Below are 25796 nucleotides of genomic sequence, written 5' to 3' on the forward strand. Positions count from 1 at the left end.
TTTTTTATGACAGAAAATGATGTGTATAATGCTGGCAAGCTACGTATTTTACCTTTATAATACAGCTTAAGAATCATAAAAGGCCAAAATTAATGCCCACCGGTACCCTGCTCATCATCGACGACGAAGCGCGCTTGCGCCAGCTGCTGGCCCAGGTGCTGGAGCTGGAAGGCTACACCGTGCTGCAAGCCCCCGACGCCCACCGCGGCCTCGAACTGCTCCAGCAACACGCCGCCGACATCCTGCTCGTGCTCTCCGACGTGAAGCTGCCCGATGCCAACGGCGTCGACCTGCTGCCCCGCTTCAAAGCCACCGCCCCCGATGCCGAAGTGGTGCTGCTCACCGCCTTCGGCACCATCCCCGACGGCGTGAAGGCCATGAAGCTCGGCGCGTTCGACTACCTCACCAAGGGCGATTTTGAGCAGCAGCTGGTGGTCGTCGTCGACCGCGCCGCCGAAAAAGCCCGCCTCCGCCAGCGCGTCACGGAGCTGGAGCGCCGCGTGGGCCAGCAGTACCGATTCGAGTCGATGATTGGCGACTCGCCCGAGCTGCGGCGCGTGCAGCAGCTGGCCCGCCAAGTGGCCCCGACGGACAGCACCGTGCTGCTCGAAGGCCCCACCGGCAGCGGCAAGGAGCTCTTTGCCCAGGCCATCCACCAGGCCAGCGGGCGGCAGGGCAAGGCCTTCGTGGCCGTCAATTGCAGCGCTTTCCCCAAAGATTTGCTCGAATCGGAGCTGTTTGGCTACAAGAAAGGCGCCTTCACCGGCGCGCTGGCCGACAAGAAGGGCCTGCTGGAAGAAGCCAACGGCGGCACCCTGTTTCTGGACGAAATCGGCGAGCTGGAGCTCAACGTGCAGGCCAAGTTCCTGCGCGTGCTCGAAAGCCAAAGCTTCACCAAGCTCGGCGACACCAAGCCCACCAAGGTCAACATCCGCCTAGTAGCCGCCACCAACCGCAACCTCAAGCAGGAAGCCGCCGAAGGCCGCTTCCGCCCCGATTTATATTACCGCCTCTCGGTCTTCACCATCCTCGTCCCCAGCCTCAAAGACCGGCCCACCGACGTGCCGCCCCTGGCCAATTATTTCCTCCAGCACTTCGCCGCCCGCCTCAGCAAGCGCCTCCCCGGCCTCGCGCCTGAGGCCCTGGCCCTGCTCCAACGCTACCCCTGGCCCGGCAATGTGCGCGAGTTGAAAAACGTACTCGAGCGCGCGGCCATCCTGGCTCCGAATGGGGAAATGCTGGCGGCAGATTATTTGCCGGATGAATTCCACGCCCTGGGCCGGCCCGCGCGCCCCCGGGCCGATGCGGCCGACGAAAGCCTGCGGGCGCTGGAGGCGCGGCATATTTCTAAGCTGATGGGCGAGCTGGAAGGCAACAAGCCGGACGTGGCCAAGCGGCTGGGCATCGGCCTGACGACCCTATACCGCAAGCTGGAGGAATATGGGTTGTAGGGTGCGGGGCTTGCCCCCGCCCGTCGTTCGCGCCATTCTGACGATGCCGTTCAACGACGGGCGGGGGCAAGCCCCGCACCCTACCTTATTCCATTTGCATGTACGAATGGACCATTTGCATATCCAATCGAACCGTTTGCATGTACAATCAAGCTGTTTGCTCCTACAAACAGGCCGTTTGCATGTACAATCAAGCTGTTTTCTCCTACGAATGGACTGTTTGTAGGAGCAAATGGCTTAATTAATCGGCCGTGAGGTCCAGCAGGAGCTGGCAGAGGTCGGCTTCCTCGTAGGGTTTCACCAGGCAGGCATTCATGCCGGCGGCGAGGTAGGCTTCGCGGTCGGTTTCGAAGGCGTTGGCGGTGAGGGCGATGATAGGAATGCCGGCGCGGGCGGCATCGGGCAGGGCGCGCAGGGCGGTGGTAACCTCCACCCCGCTCAGGCCGGGCATGCGGATGTCGAGAATGGCCGCGTCGAAGTCGTGCGCGCTTAGCTGGGCCAGGGCATCGGTGCCGTTGCTCACGGCTTCCACTTCCACGCCCCAGTGTTCGAGCACCACGCGGGCAATCCACTGGTTGAGGTAGTTGTCTTCGGCCAGCAGCACGCGCAGGCCGCGCAGGCGCTCGAACGTGGGCTGAGCCTCGGCCAGATTGCTGCCCGCGGCGACCACGGCCCCGGCAGCGCGCGGCAGGTGCAGCTCGAACGAAAAGGTGCTGCCCTGGCCCGGGGCGCTGCGCAGGGCCAGCGTGCCGCCCATCTGCTCCACCAGCTGCTGGCTGATGGCCAGGCCCAGGCCCGTACCGCCGAAGCGGCGGCTGGTGTCGGCGCTGGCCTGGGCGAAGGCTTCGAAGATGTGGCCCTGCTCGGCGGGGGCAATGCCAATGCCGGTATCGGCCACCCAAAAGCGCAGATGGAGGGCTTCGGGCGTTTCGGCCAGCACCTCGGCCCCGAGCTCGACGCGGCCCTGCTCGGTGAACTTGATGGCGTTGGCGAGCAGATTGAGCAGGATTTGGTGCAGGCGGTAGGCATCGCCGGCCACGCGGTGCGGGCCGCCGGGCAGGGTGCGCACCTCCAGCGTCAGGCCCTGGGCGGCGGCCAGGGCGGCCACCGTCTGGCCCACGCCGCGCAGCAGTTCAGCCAAGTCGAAGGGCACGACGTTGAGCTGCAGGTGGTGGGCCGCGATTTTGGCCATGTCGAGCACGTCGTTCAGCAGGCTGAGCAGGTGGTTGCCGGCCAGCTGCATGGCGTTCAAATACTCGGTTTGCTGCCCCGAAAGCGGGGTTTTGTGCAGCAGCGTGGCCATGCCCAGCACCCCGTTCAGCGGCGTGCGGATTTCGTGGCTCATGCGGGCCAGGAAAGTTTCCTTGGCGTGGGCGTTGTCTTCGGCTTCCTGCTTGGCCTGTCGCAGCGCGCGCTGGGCCAGCACGCCCGCCGTCACGTCGTAGCCCGACGCCACCACGTAGGGCGGGTAGCCCTCCTCCGTCACGCGGTAGGTGTAGTAGTTGAGATAGCGCCGCTCGCCGGCATGGGTCAGCACGCTGATGACGCGGGGCTGGGGCAGGCTGGCTTCGTCGCCATCGAGGTAGGCCTGCACAATGGCACGGTGCTCGGGCGGCAGCAGCTCGCGCAGGTCGCGCCCCACCAGCTCGGCGGCCGGCACGCCCATCAGCTGCTCGATGGCGGGGTTCACGGTCAGGATAGTGCCCTGCAAATCGTGGGTGCAGATGAGGGCCTGCGAGTAGTGTACCAGGTCGTGGTACTGCTTTTCGCGGCGCTCCAGCGCCTGGCGGGCGCGCTTCACCTCCGTAATGTCGGTGCTGATGGTGAGCACGCCGAGCTGGCCGTTGGCGCGGCGCAGCGGCTGCTTATACACCTGGTAGTACAGCTGCTCGCCGGTGCGCAGCGTGAGGGGCATTTCGCGGATTTCGGCCTGGCCGGAATCCAGCACGTCCTGGTTGAAGGCGCGCATGTCGGCCACCTCCCGCGCCACGGTTTCCGACTGAAGCTCGGTCGCCAAGTGGGTCGAGGCCATAATGCGCTCGTTGAAGGAACGGTTCGAAAACGAGATGCCCCCCTTCGGCTCCACCAGATACAGCACGTTGGGCAGCGCATCCACAATCTGACGGATGAAGGCTTCCTGCTCGCGCAGCATTTCCTGCACTTTGTGCTGCAGGTTTTCGGCCACGAAGCGGGCCGTGATGTCGATGCCCGAGCCCACCACCAGCCGCAGCGCGCCGTCGGGCCCGAACACGGGGCGCAGGTGGCGCACCATCAGCTGAGGCCGGCCCCGGCGGTCGGTGCGGGTTTCTTCCCAGGTCACGTCGGTGCGGGTGCGCACGGCCAGGTCGAAGTACTGGTCGCGCTGCAGGCCAATTTCGGGATGCTTGGCCTGGCGCAGGGCAAAGTATTCGGCATTCGTCAGGCCGATAATCTGCCGGCGCACCTCCGGGTCCGACACCGAGGCCGGGTTCACGAACCGGAAGCGGTGCTCGGCATCGAACACGGCCACGTCGAAGGGCACCAGGTTCAGAATGGACTCGTAGAACTCCTGCTGCTGCACCACCTGCTGCTCGGCCCGCTTGCGCTCGGTCAGGTCGATGGCCAGACTGATAACCAGACGCGTACCGGCCAGCCCCTGCACCGGGCGGTACCAGAGCATGGCGTGCCGCTCGGTGCCGTCGGCGGCCGGAAACGATTCTTCCCACTGCACCTCGCGGCCGGTGCGCATCACCTCGGCAAAGGCGGCGGCGCGCTGCTGGGCCACGGCGGGCGGGCGCTGGCGGCGGGCGCAGGCCTCGGTGCTGGTTTTGCCCAGCATCCAGGCCCGCAGGGCGGGGTCGGGCTCAATGGCCGCGTTCAGAAACAGGTAGCGGTGCTCGTCGTCGAACACGGCCACGGCAGTAGGCACCTGCTCCAGCACGCTTTCGTAGAAAACGCGCTGGCGGCCGAGCCACTCCTCGGCCAGCCGCCGGTCGTTGATATTGCTGAAGTAGAGCGTGGTAGCTGCCTGGCCCGGCACAGGTGCGGCCGTTGCGAGGTAATATTGGCCGGCCACGGCGAGCTCCCGGGGGCCGGGGGCCTGCTGCGCGGCCTGCGCCAGCGCCAGCAGCGGCGGCAGCACCTCGGCCGGGGCAGCGCGCAGCGCCTCTACCAGGGGCGCGGCGGCGGGGTTGGCGTACAGCAGCTCACCGTCGGGGGCCAGGCGCAAAATGGGGTTGGGGCTTTGCTCGGGCACGGCGGCCAGCAGGCGCTGCCGCTGCTCGCGCCGGTGCGCGCGGCTCACGTCGCGGTAGCAGATGAGGCGGCCGGCGCCGGCCTCGTCCAGCACCAGGTAATCAAGCACCAGCCGCCGGCCATCGCGCAGCAGGAAGGCTTCGCCCAGCACGGTTTTGCCGGCGGTGTGCAGCGCCCAGGCGCGGGTGTGGAAGGCTTCGGGGTCGGCGAAGGCGGTGCCAATGGCCAACTGCGCTTCGCTGAACGGCGGCCCGGCTACCGGTTCCAGGCCAAACAAGCGCCAGAAATGCGGGCTCACGTACTGAATTGCTCCGGTGCCATCGACCAGCACCACGCCCAGGCGCAGGTTGTGCACCAGCGCGCCAACCTGGGTATGCAGGGCTTGGAAGGGTGCGGCGGGCGGCTGTTCCCGCGCGGCCAGGCGGGCGCGCAACTCGGCTACCTCGGCTTCGGCCTGCTCGCGCCGGGCCCGCTCGGCCGCCAGCTGCTGCGCCCATTCGGCATCGGAGAAGGAAGAGGCAGTGGACATGGCCGGCAGGCAAGGTGAACCAAAGTAGCGCCGTACCGCAAAGTCATTCCGACCCGCTAACGGGGCCAGCAGTCAGGCTTGCGGGGCTACGCAAAGTAAACAGAAGCGCCCAAAGCGGCGGGCGTGGCCCGGGGTTTTGGGCCGTAAATCCGGGGCTGTAGAATAATTTATCGCGTTTCAACTGATTTTCTTTTCAAAACGGCGGTTTTGCTACGCCCCGCGCAGATTGGTCGCCTGCCCGGTGGCCGGGCTTCTACACAGCACCAACCCGCCGTGCCCTGCCGGCTCCGCCTGTAATACCCAACCAGCCGGCGCGATTCAGCAGCTGAGCCTGACCGCGCAATGGCGCGCCCGGCGCTTACTTCGGCCCCGCAACCGGCCTGCGTCGCCGGGCTTTCCTTCGCCATGTCTCTCAAACTCAACATTCGCCTGAGCGTGCTGCTGTTGCTGCTGCTGCTGCTGGGCCTGGGCGGCTACGCCTTTTTCACCATCCGCTACCTCGAAAACGGGGCGCACGGCATCGAACAGGCCGATTTCGACACGGCCCGCCGCACGGTGCTGGGCTTTGCGGTGGCCGGCACGGCGCTGGGCATTGCCTTGATGGTGCGCCTGCCGCGCCTAGTCGTGCGCCCGCTGCGCCGCCTGCACGGCGACGTGGAGCGCGTGGCCGGCCCCGGCCCCGCCACCCGCGTGGCCGTGGGCCGGCGCGACGAAGTGGGCAGCATTGCCGCCACCGTGAACCGCGTGCTGAGCCAGGCCCAGGCCGAGCGCCGCCTCACACTGGCCGAGCTTTTCACCGAACGCAACCGCATGGACAGCCTGGTGGGCAGCCTCGACGAGGGCCTGCTGCTGCTCGACGAGCAGCGTACCGTTGTGCTGGCCAACCCCGTGGCCTGCGACCTGCTGGGCCTGCCCCTGCCCGAGCTGCTGGGCAAATCGGCTGATAAAGTGGCGGCCACCAACGAGCTGCTGCGCGACCTGCTGGCCCCGCTCGACGCGCACAACCTGGCCGGCGATGCCGTGCCCGACCCCGTGTTCACGTTTCCGCACAAGGGCGAGAACCCGCACTACCAGCTCAGCATCAGCCCGATTGCGGGGCGCGACGCGGCGGGGCGCGAGGCGCCGGCGGGCTATATTTTCTGCCTGCGCAACGTGTCGGAGTTCAAGAAGCTCGACGAGATGAAATCGGCTTTTCTGGCCACAATTTCGCACGAGCTCAAAACGCCGCTGGCCAGCATTAAGCTCAGCCTGATGCTGTTGCAGCACGAGCGCACCTCCGACGCCGAGCGGCAGACCCTGGCGGCCGGCATTGGCGAGGAAACCCAGCGCCTGCTGCACATGGTGGGCCAGCTCATCGACGTGTCGCGGCTCGACGCGGGCGCGGGCATCAAGCTCGACGTGAAGCCGCTGCACCTGCCCGAAGTAGTGGGCTACGCCACCCGCACGGTGCTGCCGCAGCTGCGCGACAAGCAGCTGCAGCTCGATTTGCAATTGCCCGAAGGCCTGCCGCAGGTGCAGGGCGACGTGGAAAAAACCACCTGGGTGCTCATCAACCTGCTCTCGAACGCCATTCGCTACTCGCCGGCGGGCGCGCCGCTGGTGGTGCGGGCCGTGGCCTGGGGCGAAATGGTGCGCGTGAGCGTGGAAGACTGCGGCCCGGGCATTGCGCCGGAGTTTCACAAGCGCATTTTCCAGCGGTTTGCGGGCGTGCCGGGGCAGGTGGGCAAAGGCGGCAGCTCGGGCCTGGGCCTGAGCATTGCGCGCGAATTCATCGATGCGCAGGGCGGGCAGCTGTGGGTAGAAAGCCGGCCCGAATGCGGCAGCTGCTTCCTGTTTACACTGCCGCGGGGATAAGGTGGAGTTAAAAGTTGAAAGTTGAAAGTGATAAGGTGAGGATGAGGGTCAACTCTTAACTTTTAACTCTTAACTGATTTTAACTCTTAACTGAAGCATTACCGGTTGTTTGTGGCCCGGCTGCGTACTGTTGAGCATAACGGCGGCCGTTGGCCGCCGCTTTCCTTAGCCGAGTTCCGCTTTATGACTGCCCCCGCTCCTACTTTCACCGTCGAACGCCTCACCTTCGCCACCCACACCGAGCTGCCCCGCTCCTGGCAGGTAGCCGATTACCGCGCCCTGCTCACCCAGCTGAACTTTGACAACCCCGACGCCCTGCCCGAGGCCGAGCTGAAGGAAATGGCCCAAATGGCCCTCACCGACCTGGAGCCGCGCGAGGCGGCCGTAGCCGTGCTCACCTACCTCTTCCCCGAAGAATTGACGGCCGGCCAGATTGAAAACCTCGCCCACCAGATTCTGACCGAGCGCCTGTGGGAAGAAAACCCCGAGCTGCCGCTGCACCGCGGCTTCTACCAGGCCACGCAGCTGCTGCACGAAGCTTTCAATGGCACGTTTCCGAGCGTGAAGGCTGTCGAGTTTCAGGTGAAATGCACGGCGGAAAATGCGGCTGATTTGGCAGTTTTTGGCACTGATGCGGGCGACCGCGCCACGGCTGCCGCGCCGCTGCTGCGCCTGCTGGCGGTGGGCCTGCCCGACAATGCGCTGCTCAACCGGCTGTATTCGGACCACCTGGCCGGCGATAAATTCGCCGAGGCCGCGTCCATCATCTGGGAGCTGCGCGCGGTTGAAAAGACGGCCGAATCCATCACCTTCGACGTGGTGAGCTCGGCTTACTGGCTTGAGGATTTCAAGTACGCCGACACCTACCCCGCGCCCACGCACGCCGACGCAGCCAGTGAAGCAGCCGAGTAGCCGAATACGCTCCACCAGTTCGCGCTACTTGCTGCAACGGCTCGCCGTTAAAAGCTTCTCACAGATTCGTGGCCACTGACCAGGGCGCAGCTCGACGGTAAACGATTGTTTTACGTATGGGGGCTACCTTGGGCACTGCCCCGGTTCGGCCGGGGCGAGTCCGCCAACCCCGGTTCTGCTCATGAAACGTTTTTCCCTGCGACGAATTCTGGCCTGGGCAGCAGCGCTGCTGCTGTTGCTGGTGTTGGGCGCGGGCGTGGTGGTGTGGCAGCTGGGCGAGGGCTTTGCCCGGCGGCTGGTGGCGCGCAAGGTGCGCACGGCCCTCACCAAAAACTCGGAGCTGGTGCTGGCCCCGTTTCGGGTAGAAATGTCGCCCTGGCGCGACTTCCCGCATCTCACGGCTTCTATTCAACACATTGCGCTCACCGATACGTCGTTTCGGCAGCGCGTGCCGGTGCTGCAGGTGGGCCGGGCCGATTTGCGGCTGGAGCTGCTCAGCCTTTGGCGCGGGCAGGTGCAGGTGACCCGGGCCGTTGTTACCAACGTGGATTTTCGGGAACGGGTCGACTCGCTGGGCCATGCCTGGGGGCTGCGCGGCAAGCGCCCCAAGGGCGAAGGCAAAAACCCCACGCTCAACCTGAAGCTGGACGATTTGGAGGTAAACAACTTCCATTTCAGCACCAAAAACGACTTTTTGCGCAGCGCCTTTGGCGTGGCAGTGCGGCAGGCAAAATTGAAAGCGCAGCTGCGAAGCGGCGTGCTGCGCGTGGCCGGCGAGCTGCAGGGCGAGCTAAGCTACCTGCGCACCCGGGCTGGCACGCTGTTCGAGCGCGAGCCGGTGGGCGCGCGGGTGCACTACCGCTACTCGTTTGCCGACCGCCAGGGCCTGCTCTACCGCACCCGCGCCACGCTGAACGGTGACAGCGTGCGCGTGAGCGGCACCCACACCCTCGACCCCAAACACCCCGAGGGCACCATGATGAACCTGCGCTTCGTGGGCAATCAGCCGCTGGTGAAAGTGCTGATGGCGGCCCTGCCGCCGCGGTTCGAGTCGTACCTGGCCGGCACCACCAGCCCCAGCACGGCCCACGTGCACTACAATATTTCGGGCCTGAGCGGGCCGAAAATAGTGCCGCACAACGTCCTCACCTTCGGGCTGCGCGGGGCCAGCCTACAGTGGCCCGAGCCGGCGCGCCGCATCAACCGCTGGGATTTGGTGGGCACCTACGACAACGGCCCCGGCCACAACCCCCGCACCACCATTCTCACCCTCAAACGTTGCCGCATCTACTCGGCCGCCGGGCAGCTCGACGTGGCCCTGAAGCTGCGCAACTTCCGCCGGCCCATTATCGATGGGCGGTTTCGGGGGCAGGCTACCCTGCCCGAGCTGGCGGCGCTGCTGCCCTCGGCCCAGTGGCAGGCCCGCAGCGGCGCGGCCGACGTGGACGTGCAGGTGCGCGGCCAGCTGCCGCCGCGCCGGGGCCGGCCGGTCAGGGGCCCGCTGCCGCCGCCGCTGTCGTTGCGGGGCGTGCTCACGCTGCACCGGGCCTCGCTGCTGCTGCCCGCCCGCGGGGCCGATTTGAGCGACGTCAACGTGCGCATTGGCCTGCGCGACAGCGTGTGGCAGCTGAACAACGCCTCGGGCGTGCTCAATAAAATGCGCTTCCGGGCTTCGGCCACCACCCGCAACCTGCTGGGCTACCTCAACGGCCAGCACCCCACGGCGGCCATCGGCGGGCGGTTTGCGGTGGACGAGCTGCGCCTGCACGAGCTACGCGAATTGCTGAAGCCCCGCCCGCGCCTGGCCGCCACCGCCCTGCCCTTTGCCGGAGCCCAGGCCGCCGCCCGCCGCGAAGCCCGCGACCGCAGCCGCCGGGCCCGCGCGCCCCGCAACAAAGCCCGCCTGGCCGCCACTTTGGCCAGCGAGTTGATTCCGGCTGGCCTGCTGCTCGACGTGCAGCTGCAGTGCCAGCGCCTGCTGCTGGCCAGCGACACGCTTTCGGACCTAGCCGTGACCGTGCATCACGACGGCCACCAGGTGCAGCTCAGCAACCTGAACGGCCGCATGTGGGGCGGCCGGGTGCGCGGCAGCCTGCAATGGCCCACCGACTCGGCCAACCGCGTGGCCCCCGTGCAATACCGCCTGGCGGTGCACTTCCCACGCCTCGACTACGAGCAGCTGATGGCCCGCCTGAACCGCCCCTTGATGCCTGCCGCCGCCACCCGCCGCCCGGCCGCCGCCCGCAAACCGGCCAGCGCCGGCCAGCCCGCCCTGCGCGACCTGCTGTTCGAAGCCAATGGCCGCCTCAACCTCGACATTGACCGGGTGGACCTGCCCGAGGGCGAAAACATGCGGAAAGTGAGCGTGCAGCTGGAAAAATACGGCGGGCTGGTGGCCATGCCCTACCTGCGCTTTCTCACGCCCGAGGGCGGCCACGGCGAGGCCTCGGGCTCGGCCCGGTTCCGGGGCCTGCGCCTGCGCCAGGCCGATACCGACGTGACCCTGCGCTACGCCACGCTCGACGTGCAACGCCTGCTCGGCATGATTGCCAGCCTCACCGCCGCCGCGCCCGACTCGGTGCCCACGGCCCGCACCCGGGCCCGCGCCGAGCGCAAAGCCGAGCGCAAGGCCGAGCGCGCCCAGCGCCCCGGCAATCCCTCGCTGCTGGCCAGCGGCGTGCTCACGGCTGTGCTGCGCGTGGAAGCCGACCAGGTAACCTACGGCCCGGTAAGCGGCAGCCGGTTCCGGCTGGTGTCGCACCTGCGCAACGGCGAGGCCCGTCTCGATAACTGCTCCGTGGATGCTTTGCAGGGCCATTTGAGCATCAGCGGCTATATGCGCAGCCCGGCCAACCGGGCCCACCACCCCACGCAGCTACAGGTGCGCCTGCAGGATATTCAGCTGCCCGCCCTGTTTGGCACCATGGCCGACATGGGCCTGGGCGTGCTCGGGGCCGATAACGTGCTGGGCTCGCTGCGCGGCGTGGCCGACCTGCGCACCGACCTGGGCCGCAGCTTTCTGCCTAGCCTGGGTAACACGGCCGGCTACCTCAAAACCGACATTCGCGGCCTGGAGCTGGTGAACGTGGAAGCTTTGGTGCAGGCCCTGAAAATCCTCAAGAGCGAGCGCACCAGCCACCTGTACTTCGAGCCGGTGCAGGGCGAATTTGTGCTGGGCGAAGGCCAGCTGCTCATCCCCGGGCTGCGCCTGAACAGCAACCTGAGCAACCTCGACGTGAGCGGGCACTACGGCCTGAGCGGGGCTACCAACCTCTACATCGGCCTGCAACCCATGAAGGCCCTGTTTGGCAACAATGAGAAGCGCATCGAGCGCATCCAGAACGGCGAGCCCATGACCAAAGCCGACGCCAAAGGCAAGGACAAGCTCACCTACGTGAGTTTGCGCCGCACCGCGCCCGGCGAGAAATTCCAGGTCCGCCTGTTTCAGCGCGATGAGCACCGCGATGCCCAGGCCCGCCTGCTGGAGCAGTACCGCAGCTACCTCCTCACCCAGCGGCTGGATACCACGGTGCGCATGGTGCGGTAGTTGGCGGGTTGGTGGGCTGGTGGGTTGGTGGATGAGAACGGTCATGCAGAGCGCAGCGAAGCATCTCGCTCGTGGCAGTAATCCAATTATTGAAAAGGATTAGTGATGGCATGCGAGATGCTTCGCTGCGCTCTGCATGACCGTTCTTTGCCTCCCTCCTTTCCTAACAATCCGCCAATCCCACTCACCCAACAACCCTACATTATGCCCCGCCCTTTCATCCTTGCCGCCGCGCTGGCCCTGGCGCTGCCCGTCGCCGCCCAGGCCCAGCCCCGCGCCCAGGATTCGGCCGCCGTCCGCCAGAATTACATCAAGCTCGACCGCCGCATTCGCATGCGCGATGGCGTGCAGCTCTACACCGTCATCTACGTGCCGCGCGATGCTTCGGCAGGCACGTCTTACCCCATTCTGATGACGCGCACGCCGTACTCGGCCGGGCCGTATGGCGAAAACCACTACCGTGGCAACGGCCCGGGGCCGAGCAGGGAGCTGTCGGCCGAGAAGTACATTTTCGTATATCAGGACGTGCGCGGGCGCTATTTAAGCGAGGGCAAATTCGAGGAAATGACGCCGGCCCTACGCGGAATGAAAGCCATTGGCAATGCGCCACCGGCACACGACGAAAGCACCGACACCTTCGATACCATTGAGTGGCTGCTTCAACACGTGCCCAACAACAACGGCCGCGTGGGCATGATGGGCATCAGCTACCCCGGTTTCTACGCCTCCGCCGCCCTGCCCAATGCGCACCCGGCGCTGAAAGCGGTGTCGCCGCAAGCGCCGGTGACGGATGAGTTTATCGGCGACGACGCCCGGCACAAAGGCGCCTTTTTCCTGCTCGACAACTTTGAGTTCACCAATTATTTCGACGCGCCCCGCCCCAAACCGGTGACGAGCTACGAGCCGCTGTTCAAGTTCGAAACCAAGGACGCCTATAAATTCTTTCTGGAACTGGGGCCCACCAAAAACGCCAACAAGCCGCAGTATTTCAATAACCGGGCGCGCATCTGGAACGAGTACCAGCAGCACGAGAACTACGACGCTTATTGGCAGGAGCGCAACATCCGCACCGCCCTCACGGACGTGAAGCCGGCTGTGCTGGTGGTGGGCGGCTGGTTCGATGCCGAGGATTTGTACGGCGCGCTGAACACCTACAAGGCCATCGAGAAGCAGAACCCCGGCGCCACCAACCGCCTCGTGATGGGCCCCTGGACCCACGGCGCTTGGGCCCGCGCCGATTGGAGCAAGTTTGGCCCGCTCAACTTCGGCTCGAACACGTCCGAATACTACCGCCAGACGCTGGAAACCCCATTTTTCAACTTCTACCTGAAAGACAAGGGCACCTTCAACCCCGCCGAGGCCACCGTCTTCAACACCGGCACCAACGAGTGGAAAACCTACCCGGCCTGGCCACCAAAAGCCACAGAGCAAATGCTGTATTTGCAGCCAGAGAAAGGCGTTGCATTCAAAGCGCCTATTGCCGCTAGCAAACCTACCGAATACGTCTCCGACCCGGCCAACCCGGTGCCGTACACCGACGGCGTCCGCGGCAGCCGCAACAACGAGTACGTGATGGAGGACCAGCGCTTTGCCAGCAAGCGCCCCGACGTGCTCACCTTCCGCGGCGAGCCGCTGGCCCAGGCTCTTACTGTGGCCGGCCCGCTCACGGCCGACTTGTGGGTGAGCACCTCCGGCACCGATGCCGATTTCATTGTGAAGGTCATCGACGAGCAGCCCGACGGCACCCAGCGCCTGGTGCGCGCCGAGGTGATGCGCGGCCGCTTCCGCAACAGCTTCTCGAAGCCCGAGGCTTTCAAGCCCAACCAGCCCACCGAAGTGAAATACGAGCTGCCCGATGTGCTGCACACCTTCGCCGCCGGCCACCGCCTCATGGTGCAGGTGCAAAGCACCTGGTTCCCGCTCGTGGACCGGAACCCGCAAACCTTCGTGCCCATTGCCACGGCCGACGCCAAAGATTTTCAGAAAGCCACTATCAAGGTGTACCACGATTCCGGGCATCCATCGGCCGTACGGGTGACGGTGCTGCCATAGGGGCGGGTTAATTGATAACAATAGAACGTCATGCAGAGCGCAGCGAAGCATCTCGCGTGCCACCACTAACTCTGATTATTGAATTAGTGGTGGCACGCGAGATGCTTCGCTGCGCTCTGCATGACGGTTCTTTTCACTCCAGACATTCGGTACTTATGCCACCAGCCCGCGCATGAATGCATCCGTGAAATCGGGTGCGAAGTGGCGCACGTTGGGGAGGTAGTCGAACTCCGCGACCTCGTGCGTGGTGGTGAGGACCACGGCATCCATGCCGGCGTTGCGGGCGGCTTCGGCCCCTTTGGGTACGTCTTCGAACACCAGGCATTCGGCGGGTGGCACGCCCAGTAGCTCGGCGCAGCGCAGAAACACTTCGGGGTGGGGCTTGCTCACGGTCACGTCGTCGGCGCTCACGATGGCCTGAAAGTAGTGCCGGATGTTGAGGTTATCGAGCACGAAATCGATGTTGAACGGAATGGCGGCCGAGCCGATGGCCATGCGAATGCCGCGCTGGTGGGCACTTTCGAGAAACTCAGGCAGGCCCGGCAGCAGCGCCAGCTGCGGCCGGAACTCCTGCTGGTAGCGCCGCTCCTTCTCCATGCCCAACCGGTCCATCTCCTCGCCGCTGAAGCGGTCGGGGCCGAAGAGGCGCACGAGCACCTCGCGGTTTTTGCCGTACATCTGGGGTTTCACCTCGTCCCAGCTGAAGCTGCCGCCCAGGTCTTCGTTGAACAGCCGCTGCCAGGCGCGGGTGTGGTATTCCATGTCGTGCACCATCGTGCCGTTGAGGTCGAAGAGGAAGGCTTGCATTAGGATTTGGGGACTTGGGGACTTGGGTTCTTAAGGACTTGGTTGGGGCAAAGGAACGTCATGCAGAGCGCAGCGAAGCATCTCGCGTGCGCAATGCAATCCAATCGCCTGGATTAGTGGTGGCACGCGAGATGCTTCGCTGCGCTCTGCATGACGGACGCCTTTTTCCAAGTTCCCAAGTCCCCAAGTCCCCTCTCACAAATACACCCGAAACGTCGTCCCCTGCCCTATCTCGCTCTCCACTTCCACGCGGCCGCCGTTGCCTTGCACGATGCGGTTCACCAGGTACAGGCCCACGCCCGTGCCCTCGGTGTGGTTGTGGAAGCGGCGGAAGAGCTGGAACAGCTCGTCCTGGTGGCGGTGCACGTCGAAGCCCAGGCCGTTGTCTTCGATGAGGAGCAGGGGCGCGCCGGCTTCCTTCCAGAGCGAGAGGTGGATGCGGCCGGGGCGGGCCGGGTCGGCGTACTTCAGCGAGTTGCCAATCAGGTTGAGCAGGATGGTGCGCAGGTTGGCGCGCGAGTAGTGGATGGTGCGGGCGGCGGCAAAATCGGTGGTGATGCGGGCGCGGGCAGCCAGCACCTGCGGCTGCAGGGCCTGGAGTACTTCGTGGGTTAGTTCATCCAAATCAACGGTTTCGACCGGGGCGCTGCCGGCCTGCTGCACCTGGCCCACGGCGGCGAGGTCGTCGATGGTGGTGCCGAGCTGGTGCAGGGCCTCGTCAATCATGGGCAGCAGCAGCTCGCCCTCGGCGGGGTCGGCGAAAGCCACGATGCGGCGCAGCTCATCGAGCAGGCCCAGCAGGTTGTTGATGGGCTGCTTGAGGTCGTGGCTGGCGGCGTACACGAAGTTGTCGAGGTCGGCGTTGGTGCGCGTCAGGCGGCGGTTGCTGAGGTCGAGGGCGGTGTTGGCGGCCAGCAGGTGCTCGTTGGCTTCGGCCACGCGCTGGCGGCTGAGCACCTGGTCGGTGGCATCGACGATGAAGGCCAGCAGGCTGCGGGGCTGGTCGGGGGCGGCGGGCAGCAGCTGGTAGGTGAAATCGAGGTAGCGCGGCTCGGGCTGGCCGGTGGCCGGGTTGTAGAGCTGGGTGAGGATTTCCTGGCCCGTAAACGGCTGACCGGTGGCAAACACCCCATCGAGCAGCCCGATGAAGCCCTGCGGCACCACTTCGGGCAGCACCTCGGCGGCGGCCAGGCCCAGGTGTGCGCGCCCGCCCACCAGGGCCTGGTAGCGGGCATTGAAAAACGCAAACCGGTGCTCGGGGCCTTCGAGGGTGGCCACGGCGGCGGGCACCTGCTCCAGAATCTGGCGCAGGGCCTGCTGCTGGTGGCGCAGGTGCTCGCGCTGCTGCTCGGTTTCGGCCAGGGCATTGCTGAGCTCCACGGTGCGCTGCGACACGCGCAGCTCAAGCTGGGTGTTCAGCTCGCGCACGGCCATTTGGGCATGAAACAACTCGTCGTTGTTGGCCCGCACTTCCTCGTTGGCGGTCAGCAGCGCTTTGTTGGCGGCGGCCAGCTCTTCGTTCAGGGCGTTGGTCTGGCGCTCCTTGGCTTCCACCTGCTGGCGGGCCAGCACCTGCTCGGTTACCTCAATGGCCACGTCGACCACGCCCCGAATCTGCCCCTGCTCGTCGTAGAAGGGCTGGTACACGAAGTTGTAATACGTCGTTTGCAGGGCCCCGTCGCGCCACATCTGGGCCGGCACTTCGATGCCGCTGTGCGCCACGCCGGAAGTCATTACCTCCAGCAACAGGGAATCGAAGCCCTGGCCGCGCAGCTCGGGCACCGCTTCCAGCATGGGGCGGCCCAGCACCTCCGCCAGCGGGCGGCCCCAGAGGGCGGCCAGGCGCTCGTTCACCAGCGAAATGCGCAGCTCGGGGCCCTCAAACACGCCGATGGCCACGGGGGCCTGCACCAGCAGGGTTTGCAGGGTGGCGCGCTCGCGCTCGGCATCGGCGCGGGCGGTGCGCTCGCGGGCCTGGCTTTCGCGCAGGGCCAGCTCCACAGGGGTGCGCAGCTCGTCGTTCGAGTCGGTGAAGCACACCAGCAGGCCGTCGCCCACGCGGCGGGCGGCCAGGCGGTAGTAGCCGTCGAAGCCGTCGAGCTGGTAGCTGAACTCGCGCCGGCCGGGCTGGTGGCGCTCGTACACGTCACGGTAAAAACCCAGCAGGCCCACGGTCTGGCTGCCGGGCATCACGTCCAGCTGGGTGCGGCCGGGGCGGGCCGGCAGCCGCAGCATGCGCTGGGCCGCCTGGCTCAGCAGCTCGAACCGGAAATCGAGGAGCGCCCCGTCGGCCCCGTACACGGGCCGCAGCAGCGCCAGCGCCGTGAGCGAGTCGGCAAAAATGCCGGCGATGAGCTCCTCGGCGGGAAACGCGGCCGGGGCCTCGGCAGCGGCAGCGGGTGGGGTGGCGGCAAAGTCAGGCATTAACACGAATAGCAAGGACGGCGGACTATAGCACCGCCTAAATTAGCAGGCAAACGGCGGTATCCGTGCCCTGGGTGCCCGTCGGGCCCGATAACCGACGCGGTATGAGGCCGGTAAGGAATTACGCGTTTGCCGGGTATTCGTATATTCGATACCGAATCCTTTCCACACCACCATGACCATGACTCGACTCTCCGCCTGCACGCGGGGCCTTGCCCTCGCGGCCGCGCTGCTCAGCACGGCCTGCTCCGAAAAGCCGCAGGATGCGCCAACCCCGGCCCGCCCGGCCGTGCAGGCATCGGCCGGGCTTATCACCGGCGCGGTGCAGCCGGCCGATGCGGTTATCGGGGTCAACCTGACCGATAACGCCACCGGGCAAACCATTACTGGGGCGGCCGTCGACAGCCAGACCGGCACCTATCGGTTCGAGGCGGTACCGGCCGGCACCTACATGCTGTACTTCGACAAAAAACCGGGCTACGTGCGGCCCCGCCAGCAGAGCGTGACGGTGGCGGCCGGCAAAACCACGGTGGTCCCAACCGTTGCGGTAGTGCAGTCGACGGCCGCATTTGCGGTCGACGGCGCGGCGTTCCGCCCGCCCTACATCGACCTTTCCCTTGGGTTCGATGGCAAAGCTTTTCCTCCCCGCCAATGCTTTTCCATCGCCATGGGCGATGGCCTTGGCTTTTCGCCCACTTCGGCAGCGGGCAGCTACATTCTTTTCCTCACCATGCCCTATGCGGTGCAGGTGGGCACTTATCCGCTGAATGCGGACTTCACCTACGCCGTTTTCACCGACCTGAAGGCCGGTACTTTCGACTCGCGCCTCAACCCAGCCCCTACCCCCGGCGGCACGCTCACCATCACGGCCGTTGAGAACACGCCCCCCTTTCCGCGCTCCGTTTCCGGCACGTTCAGCTTCACCGCTACCAATGCCACCACGGGCACCGCCAAAACCTTCAGCGGCACGTTTGCCAACGCCTATTTTTAACCGGCCGAAGCTGGCCACCCGCGCTTTCCAGCAACCGAAACGCCCCCGTCGCTCAGGTAGCGGCGGGGGCGTTTCGGTTGCTGCCAGGCAGCAAATCTCGCGCCTAGTAGCTCTCCTTGAGGTACCCGAAGCCGCGCCACTCGGCGGCGTAGGTGTTGGGGAAGTTGGTTTTGATGTGCTGGCGCATGGCGCGCAGCATTTTGCGCAAAGGTTCTTCGAGCTGGTTTTTGCCGCCGGTAGCCTTCGCCGACTCGCTGCGCGTGTCGCTCGAAGCCGTTACCAGGGGCTTGTATTCATCGAGAATCTTCTTCCAGAAGGCGGTGCCGTACTTGCCCTCGTCGTAGTCGGAGGTTTTGAGGGCGGCCACCAGCTTGGCCAGGTCTTCGGCGCGACTGGGGCGGGCGCTGCGCAGCTGCCCATCGGCTTGCAGGCCGAAGTCGGCGTAGTAAGCTTTGGCCTTTTTCTTCGTGTCGTGGGCCTCTACGAGGTGGTTGCGCACGAATTTCAGGCTGCGGTCCATCAGTTCGTCCAGCTCGGCCAGGCGCTGGGCGGCGGGGCTCAGGCCGGTGCCGGCCGCGTCGGCGGTTTTGATGCTGGCCTTGAAGGCCGTGGCGGACGTGCGCAATTGCGCCTTGCTGTACCAGAGCAGCGCCGACAGCGGCGAGGCATCCCAGGCATCGGCAGCGGCCAGGCCCAGGGTGGCCAGCTCCAACTCGCCGGAGGGGATTACGTCCTTGGTTTTGCCTTTTTTAGGCGTGGGGGCGCTGCCGGGGCCGGTGGTAGAGGGGGACGTATAGGGGTTGGGTAAAAGGATGAATGGATAAGCCAAGTTATTCCTTTTTCTCAATATCCCACCCCCGCATTGCCCATTTTTCCCAATAAGAGGCCCTGCCGGGCAGGCTCAATTTCCCCGAGGCCAGCAGGAGTTCCTGCCGGTAACGGGGAATTTCCCCAAGGGCAACAGGGGTGCCTGCTGGCCCCGGGGAATTTCCCCGAGGGCGGCAGGGGTCCCTGCCGGGCAGGTTGGAGCTCCCCGGAGCGGCAGGGGTCCCTGCTGAGGTGTTTGGAGTTTCGGGAAGGCGGCCGGGGTTCCAGCCGGGGTGTTTCCGAAACTTCTTGCCTCGGGGCGTTTCGGAGGGTTGATTCGTAGACGGGTTTCGTAAACGCGCCGGCCCTACCGTGGCCCGCTGGCAGTTGGTGCCGGGCTGCTTTACCAGGCACATAAGAAGGTGAGGTTTGCTTAAGGCTTCCAACCGGTTCCCCGCGCAATATGCCGGATGCCATCCGCTAGCGTAAATTCTTTTCAAAACAATACCGATGTGAAGCAGTATCTTGTTGCGCAGGACGGCCACTCGTCAGCATATGTTTATGAATTATGCCGACGGCCTCTAGTGCGTTTTTTGCCGACCCCGGCCTGTTGCAGGCCGTGTTCGAAGTGTCGCAAACGGCCCTGTGCCTGCTTCGGCCGCAGCCTGGTTCAGACGAGGCGAGTGATTTCATCCTGCAGTACCTCAACCCCGAAAGCCAACGCCTGCTCGGGCTTCCGGAGCAGCCCGGTGCTTCGCTGCGCACGTTTTTGCCGCGCCCGCACCAACCCCGCCTCCTGGCGTTTTGCCGCGCCGCGTTTGCCGCCGGCACGGCTCACTCGCTCGACGTGCGCCACCCCACCGCCGGGCCGGGGCACTTCCTGCGCTTGGTCGCCCGTCGCCACGGCGAGCAGTTGCTGGTGAGCATCATGGAATCCACGGTCCGTCTCCCGCAGCCCACGTGGCGGGGCGAACGCCCCCTGCCGGTGCATGCCCTGACGGCCGACCGCCGCGCGCACACGCTGGCGCAGGCTGTGGCCGCAGAGTCGCCGGTGGGCATTGCCGTATACCAGGGCGAGAACGCGGTGATTGCCCTGGCCAACGAGCAGATGGGCGCGCTGTGGAACTGCCGGCCGGCCGAGGCCTTGGGCCGGCCGCTGCTCGAGGCCGTGCCAGCGCTGCGGGGGCAGGGCATGGAGCACGTGCTGGCCGCCGTGCAGCACACCCGGACGCCGTTCGTGGGCTCGGAAGTGGCCGTGCCGGTGCTGCACGCGGGCCGGCGGGCCACGCAGTATTTCGACATTGTGTACCAGCCCCTGCCCTGCGCCGACGGCGGCGCGGCGGGGGTGGTCAACCTGGCCATCAACGTGACGGCGCAGGTGCGGGCCCGCCAGCGGTTGCTGCGGCGCAACCAGCACCTGACGGCCCGCGTGGCCGAGCGCACCCGGGCCGTGCACGCGGCCCAAACCGACGCCCACCTGCAGCGCCACCGCCTCGAACGCCTGTTCACGGCCGCCCCCGCCATTATTGCCATCTTCGACGGCCCCGACCTGGTGCACGAGCTGGCCAACCCGCTGTACCGTGACTTGTTTCCGGGCCGCGATGTGCTCGGGCGGCCGCTGCTGGCGGTGGTGCCCGAGCTGGCTGGCACCGCCATCCTGGCCTACCTGCGCCGGGTGTACCAAACGGGCGTGATTTACCACGATACCCGCTACCAGTTGCGGGCCCAACCGGCCGGGGTCCCCGACCGCTACCTGAACCTGATCTGCAAGCCGCGGCGCACCGCCGACGGGCGGGTGGACGGCGTGCTGGTGTTTGGCTTCGACGTGACGGCCCAGGTGCTGGCGCAGCAGCGCGCCGACGCCCTGCAGGCCGAGGCCCTGGCCGCCACCCGGCGGCAGGTGCAGGAACGCGAGACGCTCTACCAAACCTTCGCGCAAACCCCGGCCTGCATTGCGCTGCTCTACGGCCCCGACCACCGCTTTGCCTACTGCAACCCGGCGTACCAGCGGCTGGTCGGCGACGTGGACCCAACCGGCCGCCCCGTGGCGGAGGCCCTGCCCGAAGCCGTGGAGCAGGGGTTTCTGGCGCTGCTCGACGGCGTGTACTGCACCGGCGAAACCTACTACGGCCACGAGGAGGCCTACGTCGCGCACCGGCCCGGGGAGCCGCCCGCCGCCCCGGCCTACTTCAACTTCACCTACCAGGCCCACCGCGAGTACGGCCACATCGTGGGGGTGTCGGTGTTTGCCTACGAAGTGACCCCGCAAGTGCGGGTCCGCCAGCAGCGCCAGGCCCAGCAAGCGCAGCTGCACCAGCTGTTTGAAGCCGCCCCGTTCTCCATCTGCTTGTTCGGCGGCCCCGAGTTTGTGTACGAGCTGGCTAGTTGGGAGCACCAGGCGCTGTTCCCGGACCGGGCGCTGCGGGGCCGCCCCCTGCTGGAGGCAGTGCCCGAACTGGCCGGCCAACCCGTGTGGGACGTGCTGCAGCGCGTGTACCGCACCGGGGCCACCGAACTGAACCGGACCGTACGCGTGCCGCTGGCCCGGGGCGGCGGCGGCGTGCTGGAGGATACGTACTTCGATTACATTTTTCAGGCCCGGCGCGACGACCACGGGGCCATCACCGGCGTGCTGGTCTTCGCCTTCGACGTGACCGAGCAGGTGCACGGCCGCCAGCGGGTGCAGGCCCTGAACCAAGACCTGCACACCGCCAACGCGCAGCTGACCCGCGCCAACAACGACCTAGCCCATTTTATTTACATGGCCTCGCACGACCTGCGCCTGCCCATTGCCAACCTGGAGGGCTTGGTGCGGGTGCTGGAAGAGGAATGGCGGGCCAGTGAACACGACAACGCCACGGTGCCGGCGGTGGTGGCGATGATGCACGACGCGGTGGCACGGTTTCAACGCACGCTGGCCGACTTAACCGACATCGCCGAGGTGCAGGCTGGCCGGCCGCTGACGGCGGCGGCGGTGAACCTGGCCGAACTGGTGGGGGATATTTGCCTGGACATGGCCCCGTTGCTGGCGCGCATGCCCAGCCGCCTGACGGTGGACGTGGCGGCCTGTCCGACGCTGCAGTTTTCACCCAAAAACCTGCGCAGCATCGTGTTCAACCTGCTCAGCAACGCCATCAAGTACCAAGACCCCGGCCGCGCGTCGGTGGTGCAGCTGCGGGCCTATCGGGCGGCGGGCGGGGCCGCCAGCGTGGTGGAAGTGCAGGACAACGGCTTGGGCTTGCGGCCCGACCAACAAGCGCAGCTGTTCGGCCTGTTTCAGCGCCTGCACGACCACGTCGAGGGTTCGGGCGTAGGGTTGTACATGGTCAAAAAGCTGGTGGAAAACATTGGGGGCACCATCACGGTCGAGAGCGAGGCCGGGGCTGGTTCGACGTTTACCGTGGTGCTGCCGGACTAAGTGAGCGGCAATGGCCTTTTTCCGTCACACGCTGCCAGTGGTTCATCAAAAAAGAAGCTTCGTACCCATTCACATTCTGTAGACGCTCATCAATAATTCGTAAATTGTTAGCACTGAAAGGACTTCCAGAGTCTGGACGTGCTCTATTTTTCGCTCTCCCTAAAGTACTGACTACACCAAAACGCCCCCGCCGCTACTCAAGCGACGGGGGCGTTTTGGAGTTTAAAAGCTTCTCCAGCTCCGGTGGCGGCTATTGCTTCAGCTCGTCGCCAATCACGGCCACGGCTTCGGCCAGGGCGGCATCCTTGCGCAGGGGCTTCAGGAAGCGGGCGGTGCGGCGGGCAGCGGCCGAGTCGGCGGCCGGGCGGATGTCGGCCGGAATGGCGGCCACGTCGAGGCCGGGCAGGGCGTTCTGGGCGGCGGTTTGCTGCTTGTTCAGGGCGCGGAAAGCCTCCTGCTGGGCGCGGTAGGCGGCCAGGTTCAGGCTCAGGTTGGTGAGCTTGCGCTGGGCGGTGGCGCGCTGGGCGGCATCAGTGATGAGCTTGAAGCCGGGGCTGGCGGCCACGCGGGCGGCACTGGCGGCGCGCAGGGCGTCGAGGCTGGTGGGCAGGGTGTTGGTGGGCTGGTAGGGAGCCGGCGCAATTTCATCCCAGGGCAGCGCGTACTCGGCTTCCTGCTCGCCCTTGGCGTAGGTGCTCAGGGCATCGGGCAGGGTAATGTCGGGCACCACACCCTTGAACTGGGTCGAGCCCCCGTTCACGCGGTAGAACTTCTGAATGGTGAGCTTGAGCGAGCCCAGCGGCTTGATGGCCGCAATCTCGGGCGAGTTCACGGCGTTGTCGAGGTCGAGTACCTGCTGCACCGTGCCCTTGCCGTAGGTGGTGCTGCCGATGATGACGGCGCGGCGGTAGTCCTGCATGGCCGCGGCCAGAATCTCCGAAGCCGAGGCGCTGTACTTGTTCACCATCACCACCAGCGGGCCGCCGTACTGCACGGCGGGGTCCACGTCGGCCACGGGCTTGGCGGGGTTGCGCGCTTCCTTCACCTGCACCATGGGGCCGGTGGGCACAAACAGGCCCCCCATCCGCACGGCATCGCTCAGCGAGCCGCCGCCGTTGTTGCGCAGGTCGAGCACCACGCCGGCCACGTTTTGCTGCGAGAGCTTGGCCAGCTCGCGCTGCACGTCGGTGGCCGAACTGCGGCCGCCCTTGCCGCTGAAATCGGCGTAGAAGCTGGGCAGGCGCAGGTAGCCGTAGTTTTTGCCGTTTTGCTTGATAACGGCCGACTGGGCGTAGGTTTCCTCAATCACCACCACGTCGCGAATGATGGGAATGACCACCGTCACGCCGTCGGGCTTGCGCACCGTGAGGCGCACCTCGGTGCCCTTGGGCCCGCGAATCAACTTCACGGCCTTGTCGAAGCGCATGCCTTCCACGCTCACGGGCTCGGCCGCGCCCTGGGCCACGCGCAGAATCACGTCGCCCACCTTCAGCTCGCCCTGCCGGAACGAGGCCGAGCCGGGCACGATGTCGGTGACCTTGAGGTGGCCGTCCTCTTCAATGAGCTGGGCGCCGGTGCCTTCGAGGCGGCCGCTCATGGTGATGTCGAACTGCTCGCGCACGATGGGCGCGAAGTAGTCGGTGTGCGGGTCGTAGGTGTTGGCGATGACGTTGGCGAAGGTGGCCAGGCGGTCGTTGGCATCGTCCTGCAGCAGGTCGGCAAACGCCTCGTCGTAGTATTTCAGCACGCGCTTGCGGGCCTCGGCCTCCAGCTGGGCGGGGGTGCGGGCGGCGGTGCTGGTGGTGGCGGGCGAAGCGCCGACTTTGGTAGCGGCCAGCGGCTTGTCCTTCTTCTTGGCCTCGTCGTCCATCAGCTCCGACAGGCGGGCCATGGTCTGGTACTTCAGCATCTTGCGCCACTGCTCGCGCTGCTCGGCGGGGGTGTTGGCGTAGGTAGCTTTGGTGGGGTCGGTTTCCCAGCTTTCGGCCACCGTGAAGTCGAAGGGCTTGGCCAGCACCTCGCGGTAGAGGGCCCGCAGCTCGAGGGTGCGCTTGCCCATGAGCTGGCTGGCGGCGTCCAGAAACTCGTGGGTGCCGCCGCGCAGCTCGTCGTCGATGCGGGTTTTGAACTGGCCCAGTTGGGCCACTTCCGGCGCCAGCAGAAACTGCTTGTTGTTGTCGATGCGCTTCAGGTACAGGTCGAACACGCGCTGCGAAAACTGGTCGTCGAGCTTCTCGGGCTGGTAGTGCAGCTGGTTGAGGCCGGTGAGCATAATGCCGAGCACCACCTGGTCGCGCGAGGGCGGCCCCTGGTACACGGAGTAGGACGCGAGCCCCAGCAGGGCCAGCACAGAAGTGGAATATAATCCGAGCTTAAATCGGGGAAAAGCCATATGCAACAAGGTAAGAGAGGAGTGGCAAGGTAGCACCGGCGCACGCGGCTGGCGGCAGCCGGTGCTCGCTACTTAACCAGAATCGCACCAGTAATTGCTCCCATAGTCGAAAAATAACCCGAGAAGGTTGCGAAAGCAGATGCGCGGCTAGGCGGGTGGTGTTGGACGGTGTTGGACAAAAAAGAACGTCATGCTGAGCTTGTCAAAGCATCTCTACTGCGTAAGTAATTTGATTTACTATTGCGGTAGAGATGCTTCGACAAGCTCAGCATGACGTTCTGAATGTTTGTTGCTCCTCTGTCTCTTCTCCGCTACCGCCCAAACTCCAGCACCCGAAACGTGCCGGGCACAATGCTCGGCCGGGGCCGCGGGTTTTCCGTCGTCGGGGCCGGCGTGGGGCCATAATCGGCCGTCACGGTGTAGAGATGGCCGGTTTTGGGGTCGAGGCTCATGGTGCGGGCGCCGCGGGCAGTGGGCACGTTGGCGATAACCGAGAACTTGCCGGGCGCATCCTCGTGCAGCACCGTGAAGGTGCCCGCGCCGTTGGACGTGATGATGTTGCGGGTGGCGGGGTCGAAGCCCGCGCCGTCGGTGCCCCGGCCGGTGGGCAGCACGGCAATTTGCCGGCCGGTTTGGCTGTCTGTCACCACCAGCTTCTCGTTGGCGCAGGCGCTGAACAGGCGGTTGGTTTTGGCATCGAAGGCCAGGCCGGTGGGCTCCTCGCCGGGGGCCAGCGGGAAGCGGTGGCGTACGGCCAGCGTTTTGGCGTCGAAGGCCACAATTTCGCTCTTGTTCTCGATGTTGACGAAGATGGTGCCGTGGCCGTCGCTCACGCCTTCCTCCACGTCGCCGCCCAGCTCGGCGGTGCCCACTACGGTGCCGGTTTTGGCATCGAGCACGGTGCTTTTGCCGCCGTCGTTGCTGAAGATGAACACCCGCTTCGAGAAGGCATCGTAGAGCAGCGCGTCGGGTTTGGGGCCCGTCGGGATGGGCGCGCCGATGGGTTTCAGCGTCTTCACATCGAACACCACGCAGGTGTTGGTACGCCCGCAGGTGATGTAGCCGCGGTTGGTGCTCGGCACTACTTCGATGCCGTGCACGCCCGGCGTGTCCATAATAGTGCCGATGAGCTTGCGGGTTTTCAAATCCACCACTTCCACCCGCGTACCGTGCGACACGTAGAGGCGCTCGCCGGCGGGGTCGACTTTGAGGTAGTCCCAGCCGCCCTCGCCGCCGATGGCAATGGTGCTGAGCAGGTGGTACGGCACGGGCGGCACCATAGCTACCTGGGACCGGGCCGCCGGAACATTCCATAGGGTAGTCAGGGCCAGGGCGCCGGCCAGGAGCAGGTTTTTCACAGAGAAAGGCTTAGGATGAA

At 65.8% G+C, this 25796-nt stretch carries 13 protein-coding genes; 7 read left to right on the top strand and 6 right to left on the bottom strand.

All coding sequences use genetic code 11. The annotated features are described in order from the left end of the window. Positions 1-92 precede the first annotated feature (92 nt). Complete coding sequence (locus MON38_RS02240; RefSeq protein ID WP_241934502.1) at positions 93-1451, top strand: sigma-54-dependent transcriptional regulator; 1359 nt, start codon at positions 93-95, stop codon at positions 1449-1451. Positions 1452-1692: 241 nt separating this feature from the next. Here the strand turns inward: MON38_RS02240 and MON38_RS02245 are convergent, their stop codons facing one another. After that, positions 1693-5214, bottom strand: a complete 3522-nt coding sequence (locus MON38_RS02245) for a PAS domain S-box protein (RefSeq protein WP_241934503.1) — start codon at positions 5212-5214, stop codon at positions 1693-1695. A 405-nt stretch (positions 5215-5619) separates the two neighbouring features. Between MON38_RS02245 and MON38_RS02250 the strand changes: the two genes are divergently transcribed. The 4 genes from MON38_RS02250 to MON38_RS02265 all read left to right on the top strand — a co-directional run bounded on the left by MON38_RS02250 (position 5620) and on the right by MON38_RS02265 (position 13579). Then, positions 5620-7068 (top strand): sensor histidine kinase, encoded by a 1449-nt coding sequence (locus tag MON38_RS02250; RefSeq protein WP_241934504.1) that lies wholly within the window; start codon positions 5620-5622, stop codon positions 7066-7068. 183 nt (positions 7069-7251) lie between these two features. Further along, positions 7252-7980 carry a hypothetical protein gene (locus MON38_RS02255; protein ID WP_241934505.1) on the top strand — a complete coding sequence of 243 codons (729 nt, stop codon included), beginning with the start codon at positions 7252-7254 and terminating at the stop codon, positions 7978-7980. Positions 7981-8161: 181 nt separating this feature from the next. Further along, positions 8162-11527: an AsmA-like C-terminal region-containing protein gene (locus MON38_RS02260; RefSeq protein WP_241934506.1), complete on the top strand. Its 3366-nt coding sequence runs from the start codon at positions 8162-8164 to the stop codon at positions 11525-11527. 204 nt (positions 11528-11731) lie between these two features. Continuing rightward, positions 11732-13579 (top strand): CocE/NonD family hydrolase, encoded by a 1848-nt coding sequence (locus tag MON38_RS02265; RefSeq protein ID WP_241934507.1) that lies wholly within the window; start codon positions 11732-11734, stop codon positions 13577-13579. 153 nt (positions 13580-13732) lie between these two features. On the opposite strand, the gene MON38_RS02270 is transcribed toward MON38_RS02265, so the two are convergent. Together MON38_RS02270 and MON38_RS02275 are read right to left on the bottom strand one after the other, a co-directional pair. Beyond that, positions 13733-14386: an HAD family hydrolase gene (locus tag MON38_RS02270; protein ID WP_241934508.1), complete on the bottom strand. Its 654-nt coding sequence runs from the start codon at positions 14384-14386 to the stop codon at positions 13733-13735. Positions 14387-14581: 195 nt separating this feature from the next. Continuing rightward, positions 14582-16810, bottom strand: a complete 2229-nt coding sequence (locus MON38_RS02275) for a PAS domain-containing sensor histidine kinase (RefSeq protein WP_241934509.1) — start codon at positions 16808-16810, stop codon at positions 14582-14584. Between the two features lie 181 nt (positions 16811-16991). Between MON38_RS02275 and MON38_RS02280 the strand changes: the two genes are divergently transcribed. Then, positions 16992-17801, top strand: coding sequence for a carboxypeptidase-like regulatory domain-containing protein (locus MON38_RS02280; protein WP_241934510.1), 810 nt, complete (start codon positions 16992-16994; stop codon positions 17799-17801). A gap of 103 nt (positions 17802-17904) precedes the next feature. Here the strand turns inward: MON38_RS02280 and MON38_RS02285 are convergent, their stop codons facing one another. Then, positions 17905-18630 carry a hypothetical protein gene (locus MON38_RS02285; protein WP_241934511.1) on the bottom strand — a complete coding sequence of 242 codons (726 nt, stop codon included), beginning with the start codon at positions 18628-18630 and terminating at the stop codon, positions 17905-17907. Positions 18631-19176: 546 nt separating this feature from the next. On the opposite strand from MON38_RS02285, the gene MON38_RS02290 reads away from it, so the two are divergent. Beyond that, a complete protein-coding gene (locus MON38_RS02290; RefSeq protein WP_241934512.1) occupies positions 19177-22026 on the top strand; it encodes a PAS domain-containing sensor histidine kinase in 2850 nt (949 codons plus the stop codon). 250 nt (positions 22027-22276) lie between these two features. Here MON38_RS02290 and MON38_RS02295 read toward each other — a convergent pair whose 3' ends face one another. Further along, a complete protein-coding gene (locus MON38_RS02295; RefSeq protein WP_241934513.1) occupies positions 22277-24418 on the bottom strand; it encodes a carboxy terminal-processing peptidase in 2142 nt (713 codons plus the stop codon). A gap of 311 nt (positions 24419-24729) precedes the next feature. Beyond that, positions 24730-25776 carry a YncE family protein gene (locus MON38_RS02300; RefSeq protein WP_241934514.1) on the bottom strand — a complete coding sequence of 349 codons (1047 nt, stop codon included), beginning with the start codon at positions 25774-25776 and terminating at the stop codon, positions 24730-24732. Positions 25777-25796 lie beyond the last annotated feature (20 nt).

Source organism: Hymenobacter cyanobacteriorum (assembly GCF_022631375.1).
Classification (GTDB): Bacteria; Bacteroidota; Bacteroidia; order Cytophagales; family Hymenobacteraceae; genus Hymenobacter; species Hymenobacter cyanobacteriorum.

Coding starts and splice junctions, on each gene's coding strand:
- MON38_RS02240 (WP_241934502.1), top strand. CDS start 93: ATGCCCACCGGTACCCTGCTCATCATCGACGACGAAGCGCGCTTGCGC.
- MON38_RS02245 (WP_241934503.1), bottom strand. CDS start 5,214: ATGTCCACTGCCTCTTCCTTCTCCGATGCCGAATGGGCGCAGCAGCTG.
- MON38_RS02250 (WP_241934504.1), top strand. CDS start 5,620: ATGTCTCTCAAACTCAACATTCGCCTGAGCGTGCTGCTGTTGCTGCTG.
- MON38_RS02255 (WP_241934505.1), top strand. CDS start 7,252: ATGACTGCCCCCGCTCCTACTTTCACCGTCGAACGCCTCACCTTCGCC.
- MON38_RS02260 (WP_241934506.1), top strand. CDS start 8,162: ATGAAACGTTTTTCCCTGCGACGAATTCTGGCCTGGGCAGCAGCGCTG.
- MON38_RS02265 (WP_241934507.1), top strand. CDS start 11,732: ATGCCCCGCCCTTTCATCCTTGCCGCCGCGCTGGCCCTGGCGCTGCCC.
- MON38_RS02270 (WP_241934508.1), bottom strand. CDS start 14,386: ATGCAAGCCTTCCTCTTCGACCTCAACGGCACGATGGTGCACGACATG.
- MON38_RS02275 (WP_241934509.1), bottom strand. CDS start 16,810: ATGCCTGACTTTGCCGCCACCCCACCCGCTGCCGCTGCCGAGGCCCCG.
- MON38_RS02280 (WP_241934510.1), top strand. CDS start 16,992: ATGACTCGACTCTCCGCCTGCACGCGGGGCCTTGCCCTCGCGGCCGCG.
- MON38_RS02290 (WP_241934512.1), top strand. CDS start 19,177: ATGCCGACGGCCTCTAGTGCGTTTTTTGCCGACCCCGGCCTGTTGCAG.
- MON38_RS02295 (WP_241934513.1), bottom strand. CDS start 24,418: ATGGCTTTTCCCCGATTTAAGCTCGGATTATATTCCACTTCTGTGCTG.